Here is an 18321-nt window from a genome sequence, read left to right on the forward strand (position 1 = left end):
GTTTTTGACAATCTCCATACAAAATATTATTCCGGTTATCCATGCAACAATACATGGACATACCAACGAAGGTGTTGTTAATCATGTTTCTATAGATAGTCGTTCTTTACTTAATGCAGAAGGAACGCTTTTTTTTGCTTTGAAAGGCTCTAGAAACAACGGTCATCATTATATACCGCAGTTGCTCGAACAAGGTGTTCGCTTTTTTGTGGTTTCTGAAATGCCTCAAGATACAAAAAACGCTACTTTTTTTGTAGTATCAGATACTTTGGAAGCTTTACAAAAATTGGCGGCTTATTATAGAACTTTATTTTCGTTTCCTGTTATTGGAATTACGGGTAGCAACGGGAAAACCATTATAAAAGAATGGCTTAATTTTTTGCTTAGTCCCGATTATAATATTGTGCGCTCGCCCAAGAGTTACAATTCGCAAGTTGGTGTTCCTTTGTCTATTTTAGGAATGAATGAAATGCACAATTTTGGCATTTTTGAAGCAGGTATCTCTACAGTAAACGAGATGGATAAACTAGAAGAGATTATTCGTCCTAGTATAGGTATTTTAAGCAACATAGGTTCGGCACACGACGAAGGTTTTGAAAACACCTCGCAAAAGGCACTTGAAAAATGGAAGCTTTTTAAACATTCAGAAGTTGTTATTTTCAAAAAAGATAAAACATTTGAAAATCTTTTAGCGCTTAATACACAAGAAAAGTTTACTTGGAGTTTTGAAAAAAATGACAATGCAAGTGTTTGGGTAACAACCCACGAGTCTTCTGTGGGTACTGAACTCACATTTTATCATCAAAACAGTAATCTTTCGGTTATAATTCCGTTTACAGACAAAGCTTCTATAGAAAACACTATTCATTGTGTTATGGTTCTTTTGTATTTTAAATATCCTGTAGATACTATACAAAAAAGAGTTGCGGCACTATATCCTGTAGAAATGCGACTAAAAGTAAAAAACGGGGTAAATAATACTAGCCTTATCGATGATAGTTATAGTTCTGACTATCAATCTTTAAAAATAGCTTTAGATTTTTTGGAGCATCAAAAATTACACACCAACAAAACCATTATTCTTTCAGATATTTACCAAAGCGGACTACCTGTAACCGATTTGTACCATAGAGTTTCTCAATTAATTATTGCTAATAAAATAAATCGTGTTTTTACGATAGGAGAAGTAATTTCGGGTTATAAACATTTGTTTCCAAACGCTATTGGTTTTAGCTCTACCAACGATTTTTTAAATCAAATGGAACATCTTCATTTTCAAAATGAAACCATACTTGTAAAAGGAGCGCGAGATTTTCAGTTTGAAAAAATAGTAACCGCTCTAGAAGAGAAAACCCACGAAACAGTATTAGAAATAAACCTCAATGCACTAAGCAATAATCTTAATTATTTTAAATCGAAATTAAAACCACAAACCAAAATGATGGTCATGGTAAAAGCTTTTGGTTATGGCAACGGCGGATTTGAAATAGCCAAACTTCTTGAACATCATAAAGTAGATTACTTAGGTGTAGCATTTGCAGATGAAGGAATTGAATTAAAAACATTGGGCATAGAACTTCCTATTATTGTAATGAATCCAGAGAGCACTGCTTTTGAAGCCATGATACAGAACAAACTAGAGCCCGAAATATATTCTATTAGAGGTTTACAATCTTTTATTAAAATACTTGAATCTAAGGAGATTTATCATTACCCAATACATATTAAATTTGATACAGGCATGCATCGATTGGGCTTTGAGCAAAACAATATGTTGGAGTTACTTGCTATTTTAAAAAACACTAGTTGTGTAAAAATTGCAAGTATTTTGTCGCATTTGGCTTGTAGCGACGATCGTAATGAAACCGAGTTTACGTTGCATCAAATTCAGCTTTTTGAAAACCTTTCAACACAACTTATAACTACTTTACAAATTAATCCTATTAGACATATATTAAACAGTTCTGGTATTTCCAATTTTCCAGAGGCGCAATATAACATGGTAAGACTTGGTGTAGGTTTGTATGGAATTTCTAGCAATGAAGAAGAACAAAAATATCTTGAAAATGTAGGAACATTAAAATCTATAATTTCTCAAATACGAACTATTGAAGCAGGCGAAAGCGTAGGTTATAATAGAAGATTTAAAGCTTCATCCAAAACAAAAATAGCTACAATACCCATAGGTTATGCCGATGGAATTTCAAGACATTGGGGTTATGAGCGAGGCTATGTTACTATAAATGGTAAAAAAGCACCTATAGTGGGTAGTATTTGTATGGATATGCTTATGGTAAATTGCACAAATATTGAGTGTAAAGAAGGACAAGAAGTGGTTATATTTGGAGAAAATCCAAGCATAAAGTACATGGCAAAAGAACTACAAACTATTTCTTATGAAATAATGACAAGTATCTCAAAACGAGTAAAACGAGTGTTTTATAGAGAGTAGTAATAGTTTTACAAAATCAAAAAATATTTGTTAAAATTTTAACTAACTTTGCGCAAACAATTTAATACTAAATAATTATGGGAATGCTTAAAGAATTTAAAGAATTTATTGCAAAAGGAAATGCAATGGATTTGGCTGTAGGAGTTATCATTGGTGCTGCTTTTGGAAAAATTGTTACATCGTTGGTAGAAGACGTAATTACTCCTGCATTACTTACACCTGCATTAAAAGCTGCAAACCTTCAAAAAATAGAAGAATTAAAAACAGATGGAGGTATATTGTATGGTAAATTTTTGGGAGCGGTAATTGGATTTATCGTTATTGCTTTTGTAATTTTTTTATTGGTAAAAGGAATTAACAGTTTAAAGAAAAAAGAAGTAGAAGCTCCAGCTGCGCCAGCAGGGCCATCGCAAGAAGAATTATTAGCAGAAATAAGAGATTTATTAAAAAAATAAATACCGCTACATACATATTCTAACTAAAGTCCCGATTTTTATCGGGATTTTTCTTTGTGTTGTAAAACAAATCATTTTTCTATATACTTTTGTATACATTTTAATTATTTTATTAATTTTTAATCCCTTTATATTTTATGAAAGTTGCTGTTGTTGGCGCAACCGGAATGGTTGGCGAAGTAATGCTTCAAGTTCTTGCTGAAAGAAATTTTCCTGTAACCGAATTGATTCCTGTGGCTTCAGAAAAGTCTGTTGGAAAAGAACTTCAATATAAGGGCAACACATATAAAGTAGTTGGAATGCAAGATGCTATAAACATGCGTCCAGATATCGCTTTGTTTTCGGCAGGTGGGCAAACCTCGCTAGATTGGGCTCCAAAATTTGCCGAAGTAGGCACTACTGTTATCGATAATTCTTCGGCATGGCGTATGGATCCTACAAAAAAACTTGTAGTACCCGAAATAAATGCATCAATACTTACTAAAGAAGACAAAATTATTGCCAACCCAAACTGTTCAACTATACAAATGGTTATGGTTTTAGCGCCATTGCACCAAAAATATAAAATTAAACGTGCCATAGTTTCTACCTACCAATCTATTACAGGAACAGGCGTGAAAGCGGTAAAACAATTGGAAAATGAATATGCTGGAATACAAGGCGAAATGGCGTATAAATACCCTATACATAGAAATGCTATTCCGCAATGTGATGTATTTGAAGAAAACGGATACACTAAAGAAGAAATGAAACTTGTGCGTGAAACACAAAAAATAATTGGAGATAAAACGATAGCCGTAACCGCTACCGCCATTAGAATACCTGTAGTTGGCGGGCATAGCGAAGCTGTAAACTTAGAATTTGAAAATGATTTTTCAATTTCAGAAGTTCGAGAAATACTTCACCATACTACAGGAGTAGTTGTGCAAGATAATACCGATACATACACCTATCCGATGCCTCTATATGCACAAGGTAAAGATGACGTGTTTGTAGGACGTATTCGTAGAGATGAAAGTCAAGCAAACTCTTTAAATATGTGGATTGTTGCCGATAATTTAAGAAAAGGAGCCGCTACAAACGCGATTCAAATAGCAGAATATTTAGTAGCTAATAATTTGGTTTAATAGAAAAAGAATCAAAATCAATTTTTGGTTCTGAACTAAAATCAAGTATAATAAATACTTAAAGGCTATAGAACAAAAGCATAAAGTATACCATAATAGGCTTATTCTTATTATGGTTTTTTTATAAAATTATTCCAATGAAACTCTTACGTGTTATTTTACTTTTGTTTATTGTTTTATCCTGTAAAAATGAGCCAAAGCCTGCTATATCATTTTATTATTGGAAAACACGATACGCACTTACCACTCAAGAAAGTAAATTGCTAACAGCCTTAAAAGTACAACACCTCTATATCCGTTATTTTGATGTAGGGCTCTCACCACAAACTGGATTACCAATTCCTGTAAGCCCAATTTTATTTGTAGAAAAACCTACGCTACAAATCACCCCTGTAGTATATATTCAAAACAAAGTGTTGCTTAATAAAAATGTTAATGTTTCTCTTTTGGCGCAACAAATACATAGTTTTATAAATCAAATTAATAAAAGAGCAGGAGTTTCTGTAAAATCAATACAGCTCGATTGCGATTGGACAGAAAACACCAAAGTTCACTTTTTTAAATTAATAGAACAATTACAACATTTTTCAAAAACTAAAATTACATCAACCGTAAGACTTCATCAAGTAAAGTATCCTGAAAAAATGGGTGTTCCACCTGTAGCAGAAGCCACGTTAATGTATTACAATATGGGTGTTTTAAGTATAAAAAACACAAATTCTATCTACGATAAAGACATAGCAAATAAGTATGTAAACCGATTACATAGTTATCCAAAAAACCTAAATGTTGCCTTACCCATTTACAGTTGGGTTATTCAATTTAGAAACGGAAAAATTATAAGTCTTACCAGTAAAATAAGTGAAAAAAAAATAGCGAATAATAAAAATTATTCCAAAAAAAAGGAACACTTTTACAGTGTTTTAAACAGCCATTATCTAGAAGGTGTGTTTTATAAAAAAGGCGATTTAATAAAAATTGAAACCATATCTGAAGAAAATTTATTAGAAATGGCAAAGATTTTGAGCAATCATTTACAAACCAAACCAAAAGAAGTAGTTTTTTACGATTTAGATGAACAAAATATTAATACTTATGAAAAAGAAGTTTTTACAAAAGTGGTACATCAGTTTTAGTATACTAATTGGGCTAGGTTATGGCCTTATTTATGCTTGTGCAGATGGTGGTGATTGGGGTATTTTTTACCAAAGCAACTACACTCCCGAAACTTTTGTAGACAATACTTATTCGCCTTTATTTTTATCGAGTGATATTTTTTACAATGAAGATCCTATAAACAATAACGAAACTGTTTTTAATGATGAAATAGTCTCCGATTGGACAAAATATTTGGGTTCTACCATGCCTGCAAAAGACATTTCATTTTTTTTATTGGACTCTAGCAGCACAGATGTTAGCAAAATACACACGTATTACACCTCCAAAAAAGCCAACCCATTTAGTATAAAATGGAGTAAAAAAATAAATTTAGAAGAAACTAAAACCAAAGCATTTTTGGAGTTTTTATATTTAGCACAACAAGTAGAAAAAGCGTCTGTTGCCAACTACGGAAGTTGGGTTTACGATAATTATGAAAGACCTTCTGTAAACAACGAAAAATTTTTAGCATTACTAGAAAATAAATACAACGCAACTACAGATACTTTTTTAAAAAACAGGTATTGGTTTCAAACGATGAAAGCCTACTTTTATAGTAACTACAGAACCAAAGCTTTAACTTTTTTTAAAAAAACCGAAAACCAAGTACCCAAAAACAATTTGTATTACAGAGCTCTAGCCTATACAGCAGGCATACAATACAAACAAAAGAATTTTGCGCTTTCCAATTACATTTATAGTATTGTTTTTGCTCAATGCAAACCCATGCAAATGATTGCTGCTCACAATTTTCATCCGCAAAACGAAACAGATTGGCAAGCCTCTTTAGCTATGGCAAAAAACAATGAAGAAAAAGCAGCGCTTTGGGGCATTCAAGGTTATTACGTCGATGAAGAGAAAGCCATTGAAAACATTTACGCACTGAATCCAAAAAGCGAATACATAGATTATTTACTTTCGAGAATTGTAAATAGTGCCGAACTAAAAATAGACAATTCTTTTAAAGATAAATCGCTTACCGGATATAGAAAAATGTGTAAAGATTCTATATCTAAAAGTGCCGTGGCACTCGTTCAAAAAATAGCCGACGAAAACAAAACCCATAAACCTTATATGTGGAATATGGCAAGCGGCTATATGCAAAGCTTAGCTTGCAACTACAATAAAGCCGAAACGTATTTTGATTTGGCCGAAAAAACAATGCCAAAAACCGACTTGTCAATCAAACAATTACGATTGCTAAGGTTTATAAATTACCTAAGTTCGTTGGATAAAATAGGTGCCGCAGAAGAAAAAAAATTACTACCCGACTTAAATTGGCTGTACTTTGAACTGCCACAAAAAGAAGACAATATATTTAGATATCAAAATGCCGTAAACTGGAGCAAAATGTATATAGCCACACTTTTTAGCGTGAATAATAATACGATTATGAATGAAATTTTTAATCGAAACGGCAATTATTACGACGATGCCTCAAGTTTGGAAGCTATGAAAACATTTTTGTCTAAACCAAATAAAACCGAATTTGAAACATTGGCAACCAAAATATACAGTGTTACCCTAGACGATATTTATGAATATCAAGCGGTATTGGCAACCTACAACAATAAAATAGACGATGCTATAAGCTACTTACAAAAAACCGAAAAAGCAAAAAACACACTATTCTACGGAAATCCATTCAATGGCAAAATACAAGATTGCCACGATTGTGATCATCTAGCCAAACAAAAACGAAAATACAGCTACTTAGATTTTGTTACGTTAATAAAAGAAATGCAAACCAAAGTAAAAAACAACGAAGACGCTTTTGCAAACAACATTTTACTCGGTAACGCTTTTTACAACATTACATACTATGGCAACGCTAGAATATTCTATCAAGGAAATATATTGCAAAAAAACGAGTTTAGCAATTACGACGATAGTAGCGATAAGCGTTTGTATCAACTCATGATAGATTGTAGCAAAGCAACCCAATATTACCAAGCGGCTTTTAATACCGCTACAGACGATGAGCAAAGAGCCAAAGCACAATATATGCTTGCCAAATGCCAGCGTAACGACTTTTATAGTAATAAATACGAAGATGTAAGCAATACATGGTATTTAGACGAAGAAAAAGTAAACTTTATAGCTTGGGACGGATTTAAAAATCTAAAAAATAAATACGCTCACACGGCGTTTTACAACGATGTTATTCGCGAATGCGGATATTTTAAAACCTATGTGAGCCATAAAAATTAGGTATACAGGTTTAAATAACATTATATTTGCCTTGTGAAAAAAAACAGCCACAAAATAACCAGTTTATTTTTTGCTTTAGTTGTATGGCTAGCCATTGTATTGCAGTCTATACACGCTATTGGGCATATAGGGCACGAAATTTCTCAAAAAAAATGCCACCATCATTACATACATGGTAAAGCCCAAATAACCCACGCACATCAAGGTTTTGAAAAATGTTTCAGTTGTGAGTTTGCATTTAGTTCTGCCGTAAAAAACACTTCCGAAAACACCTTTAAACATCAAGTTTGTTACTTCAACAAGCAACAAAAAGTTTACTACAACTTTGTTAAAAAAACACACAAAAGCACTTACTTTTCGTTACGTGCACCACCATTAGTATAAACTATTTAGAAGCAAGCACTTCAGTGCTATTTAGCAAGCCATATTCCCGCTTTCGCCTTTATCTTTTTGTACCAGTGCAAAACGCGTAGTTGTACAAAAAGGATACCGGCTCTATCGGGGCTATAAAACGGCTTTAGGTATACTAGTAATCTTTTCAATAAATCATGATGAACAAACATATATTCTCAATATTATTATTGGTTTGTACGCTATTTGTACAAGCCCAACAATCAGTACAAGGCACTATTACATCAAATAAACTGCCCATCGAAGCAGCCACGGTTGCTATACCCGATGCACATTTAGAAACAATATCTTCACAAAACGGAACCTATTTTTTCTCTTCTGTACCCAAAGGAAAACATAAACTTATTGTTTCGTGTGTGGGTTATCAAACACAAATTATAGACATAACCATTCCAATAGCACAACAAAGCGTAAACATAAACCTAGAAGAAAGTGTGCATCAAATGGATGAGTTAATTATCTCTACAGCGTTCAACAAAATACAATCGCAAAATGTAATGAAAGTAGAGCATCAAAGTTTAAAATCTATGCAACAAAAAGGAGTTACTTCGCTTGCAGAAGGTTTGGCAACCATTCCGGGTGTTTCACAAATTTCTACAGGAACTTCTATAGGAAAACCCGTAATACGTGGATTAAGCGGTAATAGAGTTTTGGTTTACAACCAAGGTGTACGATTGGAAAACCAACAATTTGGAGAAGAACACGGTTTAGGTCTTAACGATACAGGTATAGAAAGTGTTGAGGTAATAAAAGGTCCTGCTTCTTTACTTTATGGCTCCGATGCTTTGGGTGGTGTACTGTATTTTAACCCCGAAAAATTTGCACGCGTTAATTCCCAACAATTTAATTATCATTATAAATATTTTACCAACACACAAGGTACTTCACAAACATTAAGCTATAAACTATCGGGAGAATCATTAAAATTTTCAACAAGAATAGCACAAAATAACCACGCAGATTACACCATTCCAAACAAAAACCGCATTGTAAACACACGCTTTAAAGAACTCGACTTTAAAACGGCATTGGGGTATATCTCCAAATATTTTAATACCATTTTTAGTTACAATTTTAATAAAATCGATTTGGGTATTCCCGAAAAAGATCTCGAAATACCAGAGGGAGAGTCATCAAACAATAAAAATCCGCTTTACCCAAAACAAAAAGTACTAGGGCAAATAGCGAGTTGGAATAGTGTTTTCTTTTTTAAATATTCTAAACTAGAAACCGATTTAGGGTACATTGACAATCATAGAAATGAGTTTGAAAACAGTGAAATACCTATACTGAATATGAAACTAAAAACCTTCAACTATACGGCAAAATATTACCTACCCAAAGGCAAATATTTAGAATCTATAGTTGGGGTACAAGGTATGTATCAAAAAAATAGTAATTATGGAGAAGAGTTACTTATTCCAAATGCTTCTACACAAGATTTTGGCGTTTTTGCAACAGCAAATTATGAAAAAAACAAACACACTTTTCAAGCAGGCTTACGATACGATTACCGAAATATAAATACCATTACACATGGAATAGCCAACGAAGAAGGCTACTTTGCTGGAAATGATAAAAAATTCAAGAGCATTAATGGTTCTTTAGGATATAAAACCGAATGGAAGAAAAATACAATAGTACGACTAAATGTAGCTTCTGGTTTTAGAGCGCCCAATTTAGCAGAACTCACTTCAAACGGAGTTCACGAAGGCAGTAACAGGTATGAAAAAGGGAATAACGATTTAAAAAACGAACAAAATTTACAAACAGATATTAATATTGAATATAGAAATCCGCATTTTGAATTGTTTGTCAATGGTTTTTATAATCGAATAAACAATTATATCTATATTGCTCCAACTGCCGAAGAATTGGACGGTTATTTGGTTTATCAATATGAGCAAAACAATGCCTATTTATTTGGAGGAGAAGCAGGAGTGCATTTTCACCCACACCCGTTAGATTGGTTGCATATTATTACCACTTTTGAGTGTGTTACAGGCAAGAGAACTTCGGGCGAAAACTTACCGTTAATTCCTGCAAACAAATGGAATATGAACGTAAAAATTGATTTGAAAGAATATAAAAATTTATCCAATAGTTATTTTACTATAAATACTGATTATTTTTTAAAACAAAACAAAATCAGTTTATTTGAAACTCCAACACAAGATTATGTATTGGTAAATTTAGGCTTAGGCACTAAAATAACCTTAGGAAAATCAGTGTTTGACGTATACTGCAATGCCAACAACATATTCAATAAAAATTATATTGCCCATCTATCTCGATTAAAAATAGATGGCATGCCCAATATGGGCAGAAACTTTATGTTTGGTGTAAATTTCACATGGTAAATAATGCAAAACCCCTAACAAATTATTTTGTTAGGGGTTTATTATTTGATGTAAAAATATTAAAACCTATTATCGCCATCAAGCAAGTTTCCTAGTCCTCCCAACAAACTTCCTTCTTCTCTAGAACTTCCTCCATTTTTGGGTGCAGAAGCTATTATTCTATCGGCCAATCTGCTAAAAGGTAATGACTGTACATATACTATGCCTGGCCCACGCAAAGTAGCATAAAACATGCCTTCGCCACCAAAAATAGTGTTGCGAATTCCACCTATAAACTCAATATCATAGTCTACATCTTTGGTAAAACCTACAATACAGCCAGTATCTACTTTGAGTACTTCGCCTGCTGCCAATTCTTTACGAGCCAATGTGCCACCAGCATGTACAAAAGCCATACCGTCTCCTTCTAGTTTTTGCATAATAAAACCTTCACCGCCAAACAAACCTCTTCCTAATTTTCTAGAAAATTCTATTCCTACAGAAACACCTTTGGCAGCACACAAAAAAGCATTTTTTTGACAAATAAAACGCCCTCCATAATTTTTTAAATCTATAGGGACAATTTTTCCTGGATAAGGAGAAGCAAAAGAAACTTTACTTTTTTGAAAATTTTCGTTGGTATACGCCGTCATAAAAAGGCTTTCTCCTGTAAGTACTCGTTTTCCAGCAGATAATAGTTTTCCAAAAATACCACTTTGTTCTTGCCCAGAACCATCTCCAAAAATAGTATTCATTTTAATCCCGTTTTCCATCATCATAAAGCTTCCCGATTCGGCAATTACGATTTCTTGAGGATCAAGTTCTATTTCTACATATTGCATTTCTTCTCCAAAAATTTGGTAATCTATTTCGTGTGCATTCATAAAATTTTATTTTTTTATTGGTCGAACGAAAGATTTAAAAGTTACAGTTACTTTGTTTTATGCTCTGTAAATTTTACCTTAGGATAATGCTTCATATTTTTTATAATCTTTGTTTTTCTTCCGTTTACATACCTAGATGAATTACTTGCTTTGTATTTTCTGGGGTTTGGTAATATAGCGGCAATACCTGCAGCTTCTTGCAACGTAAGACTTTTACAATCTTTATGATACCAATAGTGTGTAGCGGCTTGTGCACCATATATGCCATCTCCCATTTCTATAGAATTTAGGTAGACTTCCATAATACGTTCTTTACCCCAAATTAGTTCTATTAAAAAGGTAAAATAGGCTTCAAATGCTTTGCGAACATAGCTTCTTCCTTGCCATAAAAATACATTTTTTGCCGTTTGTTGCGATATGGTGCTACCTCCTTTTAATCGCTTGCCTCTATTGTTGTTTTTAAAAGCCTTTTGCATGGCTTTAAAATCAAAGCCATTGTGGTGCATAAAATTACCATCTTCACTAGCTATAACTGCTTTTTGTAAGTTGGGAGAAATATCTTCGAGAGGAGTCCAGTTGTGTTTCCAAACGATTTCTTTACCTGCAGTTTTTTGTTCGTAGGCTCTCACAAACATAAGAGGAGTAAACGGTACAGGAATCCACTTAAAAATAACGACCAAAAAAATAGAAATTGCGAAAAACCACAACGTTAATTTCCAGATAAATCGTTTTATTTTTTGAAAAAAAGTACGCTTTTTAACCGCCGTATTTTTATTTATCTCTGCCATAATTTTATACTAAGTCTGCTAATTCTGAGCCTATTAAACTTCCTATTGCTACTCCCATACCGCCCATACGAACACCACAATATACATGATTACTTAACTGTTTTACAATAGGTTGTTTTGAGTTTCCAACACCCATTATGCCACTCCAACGATGCTCTATGGAGTAATTGTATTGCGGTAAAATCACTTCTTTTAACAATTGTTCTAGCTTATTTTGTATAAGTTCTGTTTGGTTTAAATTTGTGGTAGTTTCTCCTTCATAATCGAGATTTCTTCCGCCTCCCAATAGAATTCGGTTTTCATAATTTCTAAAATAATAATACCCTCGGTCTAGATGGAATGTACCACGAATATCCAAATTGGGAATAGGTTTGGTTATCAATACTTGTGCACGTGCGGGTTTTACTTCATTTTGAGTAATCTCACTTGCAAAACCATTGGTGGCAAATAGTAATTTATGGGCTGTAAACTCGTAGTTATTTATTATTATTTTTACGCCCGATTGTTGTTCTGTAAAAGATGAAACCGTTGCATGATTCAATATTAAAATATCGTTTTCATAAGCTTTTTTTAGTAAAGCTTGCATCATGTTTCCGGTGTCTATTTGTGCCTCATAAGGGTTAAATATTAGATGTTCATGACATGTACCAAACTCAAAACGATCGATTTCTTTTGAAAAAACCTCATTTTTAAAAATAGGTTTCAATAGCTCGTTTACAAAGGGTAATCGTTGTAAACATTGGTTGTAAAATGCCTCGTCATCTTTTAAAAAAAGTTCGTAGCCGCCATGAGGTTTAAAATCAATAGCTACATCGCCAAGGTTTTTTCGGAGTAATTGTAATCCTTGCCAACGCTTTTCTACCAAGGCGATTACTTGCTCTTCGGTATCGGTATTTAAATCGTCTAGTATTTCCGATAGACTTCCAAAGCAAGCAAACCCTGCGTTTTTTGTACTTGCTCCTTGAGGTAAAATACCTTTTTCCAATACCAAAATTTTGGCTTTTGGGTATTTTTCGCGTAAGCGCAAGGCACAATGCAACCCTACAATGCCACTACCTACAATAGCAAAATCAACTTGCGAAAACCAGTTTTTTATTTCCCAATAACTAAGGTGCATATCCATGATGTAAAAATACTGTTTTTTGTTTTGCTTTGTATAAATCTCTACAGATAGAAACATTGAAAATTTTGCACATTCATTTTTAGAATACCTAGTAAAAGAGTAATACTATAAAACATATAAGTTTAAATGCTTATAATATTTTTGTTTATATTTATACAATATCGTTTATAAACAACAGGCTTAACTTGAGTAAAGTTAAGCCTGTTGTTGCTCTTTTTTATCTTAAAAACCCCCAGATGTTTTTTAATCATTTAGTTTTAATACAGCCATAAATGCTTCTTGAGGAATTTCTACATTACCTACTTGGCGCATTCTCTTTTTCCCTTTTTTCTGTTTTTCTAAAAGTTTTCTTTTACGAGAAATATCACCACCATAACATTTTGCTGTTACATCTTTTCTAAGTGCTTTAATGGTTTCACGAGCAATAATTTTTGCACCAATAGCGGCTTGAATAGGAATATCAAATTGCTGTCTTGGTATTAATTCTCTTAACTTTTCGGTCATTTTTTTACCAATATTATACGCATTGTCTTCGTGAATTAACGCCGAAAGTGCATCTACTGTTTGAGCATTAAGCAATACATCAAGTTTTACAAGTTTAGAAACACGCATACCTATAGGGCTGTAGTCAAACGATGCGTAACCTTTGGAAACGGTTTTCAATCTATCATAAAAATCAAATACAATTTCTGCCAAAGGCATGTCAAAATTAAGTTCAACACGTTCGGTAGTTAAGTAAGTTTGATTGGTAATAATGCCTCGTTTTTCTATACATAAGCTCATTACATTGCCCACAAAATCCGACTTTGTAATAATGGTAGCTTTAATATATGGCTCTTCTACGCGGTCAAGCTTAGAGGGTTCTGGCAAATCTGAAGGGTTGTTTACCACGAGAGCCGTATCGGGATCTTTTTTGGTGTAGGCCAAATAAGATACGTTGGGTACGGTGGTAATTACAGTCATGTCAAACTCACGTTCCAAACGTTCTTGAATAATCTCCATGTGTAACATACCCAAAAATCCGCAACGAAAACCAAAACCTAAAGCGGCAGAACTTTCGGCAGTAAACACCAAACTAGCATCATTAAGTTGTAGTTTCTCCATAGAAGCTCTCAAGTCTTCAAAATCTTCGGTATCTACAGGATAAATTCCAGCGAACACCATGGGTTTTACATCTTCAAAACCTTGAATCATATTGGTGGTAGGTGTTTTGGCATCGGTAATTGTGTCACCTACTTTTACTTCTTTGGCTTCTTTTATACCCGAAATTAAATAACCCACATCACCTGTAGAAATTAACTCTTTTGGAACCTGATTAAGTTTTAGTGTTCCTATTTCATCGGCAAAATATTCGTTGCCGGTAGCCATAAATTTTATTTTTTGACCCTTGCGTATTTCGCCATTTTTTACTCTAAAAATTACTTCAATACCTCGAAAAGGGTTGTAAACAGAGTCAAAAATCAAAGCCTGCAAAGGTTCATCTTTAGAACCACTTGGAGCAGGTATACGTTCTATAACGGCTTCCAAAATTTTATCTACACCAAAACCTGTTTTTCCAGAGGCATGAATAATATCTTCAAGCTTACATCCAAGTAAATCTATTATATCGTCGCTCACTTCTTCTGGATTGGCACTTGGTAAATCTACTTTATTCAATACAGGAATAATTTCCAAATCATTTTCAAGAGCCAAATACAAATTCGAAATTGTTTGAGCCTGAATACTTTGTGCAGCGTCTACAATAAGTAATGCACCTTCGCAAGCTGCAATACTACGAGAAACCTCATAACTAAAGTCTACGTGACCTGGAGTGTCAATAAGATTTAAAATATATTTTTCGCCCTTGTATTCATACTCCATTTGTATAGCATGACTTTTTATAGTAATACCACGTTCACGCTCCAAATCCATATTATCAAGCAATTGCGCTTTTTCTTCACGTGCAGTAACGGTTTGAGTTGCAGCCAAAAGTCTATCGGCAAGCGTACTTTTTCCGTGGTCTATATGTGCAATAATGCAAAAATTACGTATGTTTTTCATCTATAAATAGTTATTGTAAACTAAGTTTTTGTATAGGTTTTAACTTCTGTTTTCATTTTTATGGCGTGCCCTGTTTGCTTCGTGCCTCGCAAGAACAGGTCGGGCTATACGCTTTATCTTTTGCTTCGCAAAAGGATGCCGCTTCTATCCCTCACGCACCTAATCTGCAAATATACAGTAAAAAATCAAGTTTGTAGTAACTTTTGTCTATTTCAAACCTCCTAGAAACATTAAACAAATCATAAATTTTCTAATACAAAATCAAAACGAAGTATTTTTTCATACATTTGCTAAGAAAATAATACACCATGAATTACGATAGAATAAAAGAAAAGCTAGAAATATTGGCAGACGCAGCCAAATATGATGTATCGTGTTCCTCTAGTGGTGGTACAAGAAAAAATACTAATAAAGGGTTGGGTAATTCTCATGCCTCAGGTATTTGTCATACCTTTACCGAAGATGGAAGGTGTGTTTCATTGCTAAAAATTTTACTCACCAATTATTGTATTTATGATTGTGCTTATTGTGTTTCTAGAAAAAGCAACGATATACAAAGAGCCGCTTTTACCGTAGAAGAAGTGGTAGATTTAACCATTAATTTTTACCGAAGAAATTACATAGAAGGCTTGTTTTTAAGTTCGGGTATTTTTAAAACCCCCGATTTTACCATGGAACGACTTGTTCGTATAGCCAAAAAACTTCGGTTAGAACACAATTTTAATGGGTATATACACCTTAAAACAATACCAGGTGCGAGCGATGAGCTTATGCAAGAAGCAGGGCTCTATGCCGATAGATTGAGTGTAAACCTTGAAATACCAACCCAATCGGGGCTTAAACTTCTTGCTCCAGAAAAAGATCATAAACAAATGATTAAACCTATGGGGTTTGTTAAAGATGCTCTTGTACAATACAAAGAAGAACGTCAAAAGTTTAAATCTACACCCAAGTTTGCTCCAGCAGGGCAAAGTACCCAAATGATTATTGGTGCTACACAAGAAACCGATTTGCAAATTATAAAAGTAGCCGACCATTTTTATAACAATTTCAATTTAAAACGAGTGTATTACTCGGGTTATGTACCTGTACTTTCAGATACTCGATTGCCAGCATTGGGTACCGAAGTTCCTATGGTACGTGAAAACAGGTTGTATCAAGCCGATTGGCTTATGCGTTTTTATGGCTTTAAAGCCGATGAGATTGTAGATAGACAAAACCCGTTTTTAGACCTAGAGGTTGATCCAAAAATTTCGTGGGCTTTACGCAATATAGATCAATTTCCTATAAACATTCAGCAAGCTCCGCTAGAAATGATTTTTCGTATTCCGGGTGTAGGTGTAAAATCGGCGTACAAAATTGTACACGCAAGACGTTTTCAAAGCCTTAGTTTAGAACACTTAAAAAAAATGGGCGTAGCAACCAATAGAGCCAAATATTTTATCGATTTTAAAATCCAAAATAATCATCTAAAACATTTAAGTACAATACATTTAAAACAAATTATTCTAGACGAATCAAAAACAAAATATCAAAAAACTTTTAGCAACCAGCTATCATTACTCAATGAACATTCTTTCCTACGATAATACACTCGAAGGTTTTTTTACAGCCGTTTTTGAAGTTTATGAATACAAATATCTAAATCCAAAAATTGTAAGACAATCTTTGGCTCAAAACGCACTTTTTTCAGAAGTTACGCCTATTATTACCCAACAAGATAAAGCCGATAGAGTAACCCAAAGACTTGAAAAACAAATAGGCAAAGAGGGTTTAAGGGAAATTCTTTTTGGGTTTTTATCTGAAAATGAAAACTTTGAAGATATTGTATTTGAAATAATTAAGTATGGTATAGAACATCCTAACCAAAATATTTTAAAAAATTATGCACACCCAGCGGTTTTACAACTTTCAAAATGGGTAAAAAGTGTGGGTAGAGAAGCACATCGTATGGAAGCATTTGTGCGATTTGAGCTTTTGCAAGATGGTATTTATTTTGCTCAAATAAAACCCGATTTTAATGTATTGCCTCTTACTATTTCTTATTTTAAAGAAAGATATCAAGATCAAAAATGGCTTGTTTATGATACAAAAAGAAATTTTGGTATTTACTATGACCTAAAAACAGTAGAATGGATTCAACTCGATTTAGAAATAAAAAATATTACCCAAAAGCACGATCAAACCGAGCGAAAATACCAACATCTTTGGGCAGAATATTTTGATCATACCAATATAAAAGAACGTAAAAACACCAAACTACACATACAACATGTGCCTAAACGGTATTGGAAATATTTAACAGAGAAAAGAACGTTTTAATTTTCTATTTTTGTCAAAATTTTTCAAATGCCCAAAATAGGTAATATTATACTGCCCGAATTTCCTTTATTGCTTGCTCCTATGGAAGATGTGAGCGACCCACCTTTTCGTAGATTATGCAAATTACATGGTGCAGACATGATGTATTCTGAGTTTATTTCGAGCGAAGGATTAATACGCGATGCTATAAAAAGCAGAATGAAACTCGATATTTTTGATTATGAAAAACCAATAGGAATTCAAATATTTGGTGGCGATGAAGAGGCTATGGCAATGTCTGCCAAAATTGTAGAAACCGTACAACCCGATTTGGTAGATATTAACTTTGGTTGTCCTGTAAAAAAAGTAGTGTGTAAAGGCGCAGGTGCAGGCGTTTTGAAAGATGTAGATTTAATGGTAAGGCTTACCAAAGCAGTAATAAAAAGCACACATTTGCCTGTTACAGTAAAAACCCGTTTGGGTTGGGATGAAAACTCAATAAATATAGATGAGGTTGCCGAACGATTGCAAGATATAGGTGTACAAGCTCTTACAATTCATGCCCGAACAAGAGCGCAAATGTATAAAGGGCATAGCGATTGGAGTCATATTGCTCGAGTAAAAAACAACCCTAGAATTTCTATGCCAATTTTTGGGAATGGCGATATCGATAGCCCCGAAAAAGCGTTAGAATACAAAAACAAATACGGCATAGACGGCATTATGATAGGGCGTGCAGCGATAGGATATCCGTGGATATTTAATGAAATAAAACACTATTTTGCTACAGGAGAATACTTGCCACAACCAAGTATAAAAGATCGAGTAATTGCAGCCAAAAATCATTTAATTTGGTCTATGGAATGGAAAGGCGAACGACTAGGCATTGTAGAAATGCGCAGACATTATACCAATTATTTTAAAGGAATTCCAAACTTTAAAGAGCATAGATTAAAACTAGTAACACTAGATGAGGCAAATGCTTTGTTTGATGCTTTTGATGAAATAGTAAGTGTTTACGAGAATAAATAG

At 33.6% G+C, this 18321-nt stretch carries 14 protein-coding genes; 10 read left to right on the top strand and 4 right to left on the bottom strand.

Annotation, left to right across the window (positions count from 1 at the left end):
- Positions 1–4: 4 nt before the first annotated feature.
- The 7 genes from Q361_RS00785 to Q361_RS00815 all read left to right on the top strand — a co-directional run bounded on the left by Q361_RS00785 (position 5) and on the right by Q361_RS00815 (position 10174).
- Positions 5–2452, top strand: a complete 2448-nt coding sequence (locus Q361_RS00785) for a bifunctional UDP-N-acetylmuramoyl-tripeptide:D-alanyl-D-alanine ligase/alanine racemase (RefSeq protein ID WP_103724801.1) — start codon at positions 5–7, stop codon at positions 2450–2452.
- 77 nt (positions 2453–2529) lie between these two features.
- Positions 2530–2907, top strand: a complete 378-nt coding sequence (gene mscL / locus Q361_RS00790; protein WP_103724802.1) for a large conductance mechanosensitive channel protein MscL — start codon at positions 2530–2532, stop codon at positions 2905–2907.
- Between the two features lie 137 nt (positions 2908–3044).
- Positions 3045–4034, top strand: coding sequence for an aspartate-semialdehyde dehydrogenase (locus tag Q361_RS00795; protein WP_103724803.1), 990 nt, complete (start codon positions 3045–3047; stop codon positions 4032–4034).
- Positions 4035–4171: 137 nt separating this feature from the next.
- Complete coding sequence (locus Q361_RS00800) at positions 4172–5170, top strand: hypothetical protein (protein ID WP_103724804.1); 999 nt, start codon at positions 4172–4174, stop codon at positions 5168–5170.
- A complete protein-coding gene (locus Q361_RS00805; protein WP_103724947.1) occupies positions 5130–7403 on the top strand; it encodes a hypothetical protein in 2274 nt (757 codons plus the stop codon). The genes Q361_RS00800 and Q361_RS00805 overlap by 41 nt, the downstream gene beginning before the upstream one ends.
- Positions 7404–7436: 33 nt before the next feature.
- Positions 7437–7787, top strand: a complete 351-nt coding sequence (locus Q361_RS00810; protein ID WP_103724805.1) for a hypothetical protein — start codon at positions 7437–7439, stop codon at positions 7785–7787.
- Positions 7788–7951: 164 nt separating this feature from the next.
- A complete protein-coding gene (locus tag Q361_RS00815; protein WP_317047123.1) occupies positions 7952–10174 on the top strand; it encodes a TonB-dependent receptor in 2223 nt (740 codons plus the stop codon).
- 59 nt (positions 10175–10233) lie between these two features.
- Here the strand turns inward: Q361_RS00815 and Q361_RS00820 are convergent, their stop codons facing one another.
- The 4 genes from Q361_RS00820 to lepA all read right to left on the bottom strand — a co-directional run bounded on the left by Q361_RS00820 (position 10234) and on the right by lepA (position 14988).
- Positions 10234–11037 carry a TIGR00266 family protein gene (locus Q361_RS00820; RefSeq protein WP_103724807.1) on the bottom strand — a complete coding sequence of 268 codons (804 nt, stop codon included), beginning with the start codon at positions 11035–11037 and terminating at the stop codon, positions 10234–10236.
- 47 nt (positions 11038–11084) lie between these two features.
- A complete protein-coding gene (mtgA, locus tag Q361_RS00825; protein ID WP_103724808.1) occupies positions 11085–11825 on the bottom strand; it encodes a monofunctional biosynthetic peptidoglycan transglycosylase in 741 nt (246 codons plus the stop codon).
- A 4-nt stretch (positions 11826–11829) separates the two neighbouring features.
- The gene (locus Q361_RS00830; RefSeq protein WP_103724948.1) at positions 11830–12942 is read right to left on the bottom strand and encodes an NAD(P)/FAD-dependent oxidoreductase; all 1113 of its coding nucleotides are present in this window, start codon (positions 12940–12942) and stop codon (positions 11830–11832) included.
- Positions 12943–13191: 249 nt separating this feature from the next.
- Positions 13192–14988, bottom strand: a complete 1797-nt coding sequence (lepA, locus tag Q361_RS00835) for a translation elongation factor 4 (RefSeq protein ID WP_103724809.1) — start codon at positions 14986–14988, stop codon at positions 13192–13194.
- 308 nt (positions 14989–15296) lie between these two features.
- On the opposite strand from lepA, the gene Q361_RS00840 reads away from it, so the two are divergent.
- From Q361_RS00840 to dusB, 3 genes are read left to right on the top strand one after another with little or no spacing between them, the layout of a single operon-like run.
- On the top strand, positions 15297–16577 hold the full coding sequence (locus Q361_RS00840) for a putative DNA modification/repair radical SAM protein (protein ID WP_103724810.1): 1281 nt from the start codon (positions 15297–15299) through the stop codon (positions 16575–16577).
- Positions 16555–17310, top strand: coding sequence for a TIGR03915 family putative DNA repair protein (locus Q361_RS00845; RefSeq protein WP_103724811.1), 756 nt, complete (start codon positions 16555–16557; stop codon positions 17308–17310). Before Q361_RS00840 ends, Q361_RS00845 begins: the two co-directional genes overlap by 23 nt.
- Before the next feature lie 27 nt (positions 17311–17337).
- On the top strand, positions 17338–18321 hold the full coding sequence (dusB, locus tag Q361_RS00850; protein WP_103724812.1) for a tRNA dihydrouridine synthase DusB: 984 nt from the start codon (positions 17338–17340) through the stop codon (positions 18319–18321).

It is taken from the genome of Flavobacterium croceum DSM 17960 (genome assembly GCF_002917885.1).
In the GTDB taxonomy this organism is placed as follows: domain Bacteria; phylum Bacteroidota; class Bacteroidia; order Flavobacteriales; family Flavobacteriaceae; genus Flavobacterium; species Flavobacterium croceum.

Bases quoted from the DNA above. Each gene is read 5' to 3' on its own strand.
- Q361_RS00795 (WP_103724803.1), top strand. From the start codon at position 3,045: ATGAAAGTTGCTGTTGTTGGCGCAACCGGAATGGTTGGCGAAGTAATG.
- dusB (WP_103724812.1), top strand. From the start codon at position 17,338: ATGCCCAAAATAGGTAATATTATACTGCCCGAATTTCCTTTATTGCTT.
- mtgA (WP_103724808.1), bottom strand. From the start codon at position 11,825: ATGGCAGAGATAAATAAAAATACGGCGGTTAAAAAGCGTACTTTTTTT.
- Q361_RS00815 (WP_317047123.1), top strand. From the start codon at position 7,952: ATGATGAACAAACATATATTCTCAATATTATTATTGGTTTGTACGCTA.
- Q361_RS00830 (WP_103724948.1), bottom strand. From the start codon at position 12,942: ATGCACCTTAGTTATTGGGAAATAAAAAACTGGTTTTCGCAAGTTGAT.
- Q361_RS00820 (WP_103724807.1), bottom strand. From the start codon at position 11,037: ATGAATGCACACGAAATAGATTACCAAATTTTTGGAGAAGAAATGCAA.
- lepA (WP_103724809.1), bottom strand. From the start codon at position 14,988: ATGAAAAACATACGTAATTTTTGCATTATTGCACATATAGACCACGGA.
- mscL (WP_103724802.1), top strand. From the start codon at position 2,530: ATGGGAATGCTTAAAGAATTTAAAGAATTTATTGCAAAAGGAAATGCA.
- Q361_RS00800 (WP_103724804.1), top strand. From the start codon at position 4,172: ATGAAACTCTTACGTGTTATTTTACTTTTGTTTATTGTTTTATCCTGT.
- Q361_RS00845 (WP_103724811.1), top strand. From the start codon at position 16,555: ATGAACATTCTTTCCTACGATAATACACTCGAAGGTTTTTTTACAGCC.
- Q361_RS00805 (WP_103724947.1), top strand. From the start codon at position 5,130: ATGAAAAAGAAGTTTTTACAAAAGTGGTACATCAGTTTTAGTATACTA.
- Q361_RS00840 (WP_103724810.1), top strand. From the start codon at position 15,297: ATGAATTACGATAGAATAAAAGAAAAGCTAGAAATATTGGCAGACGCA.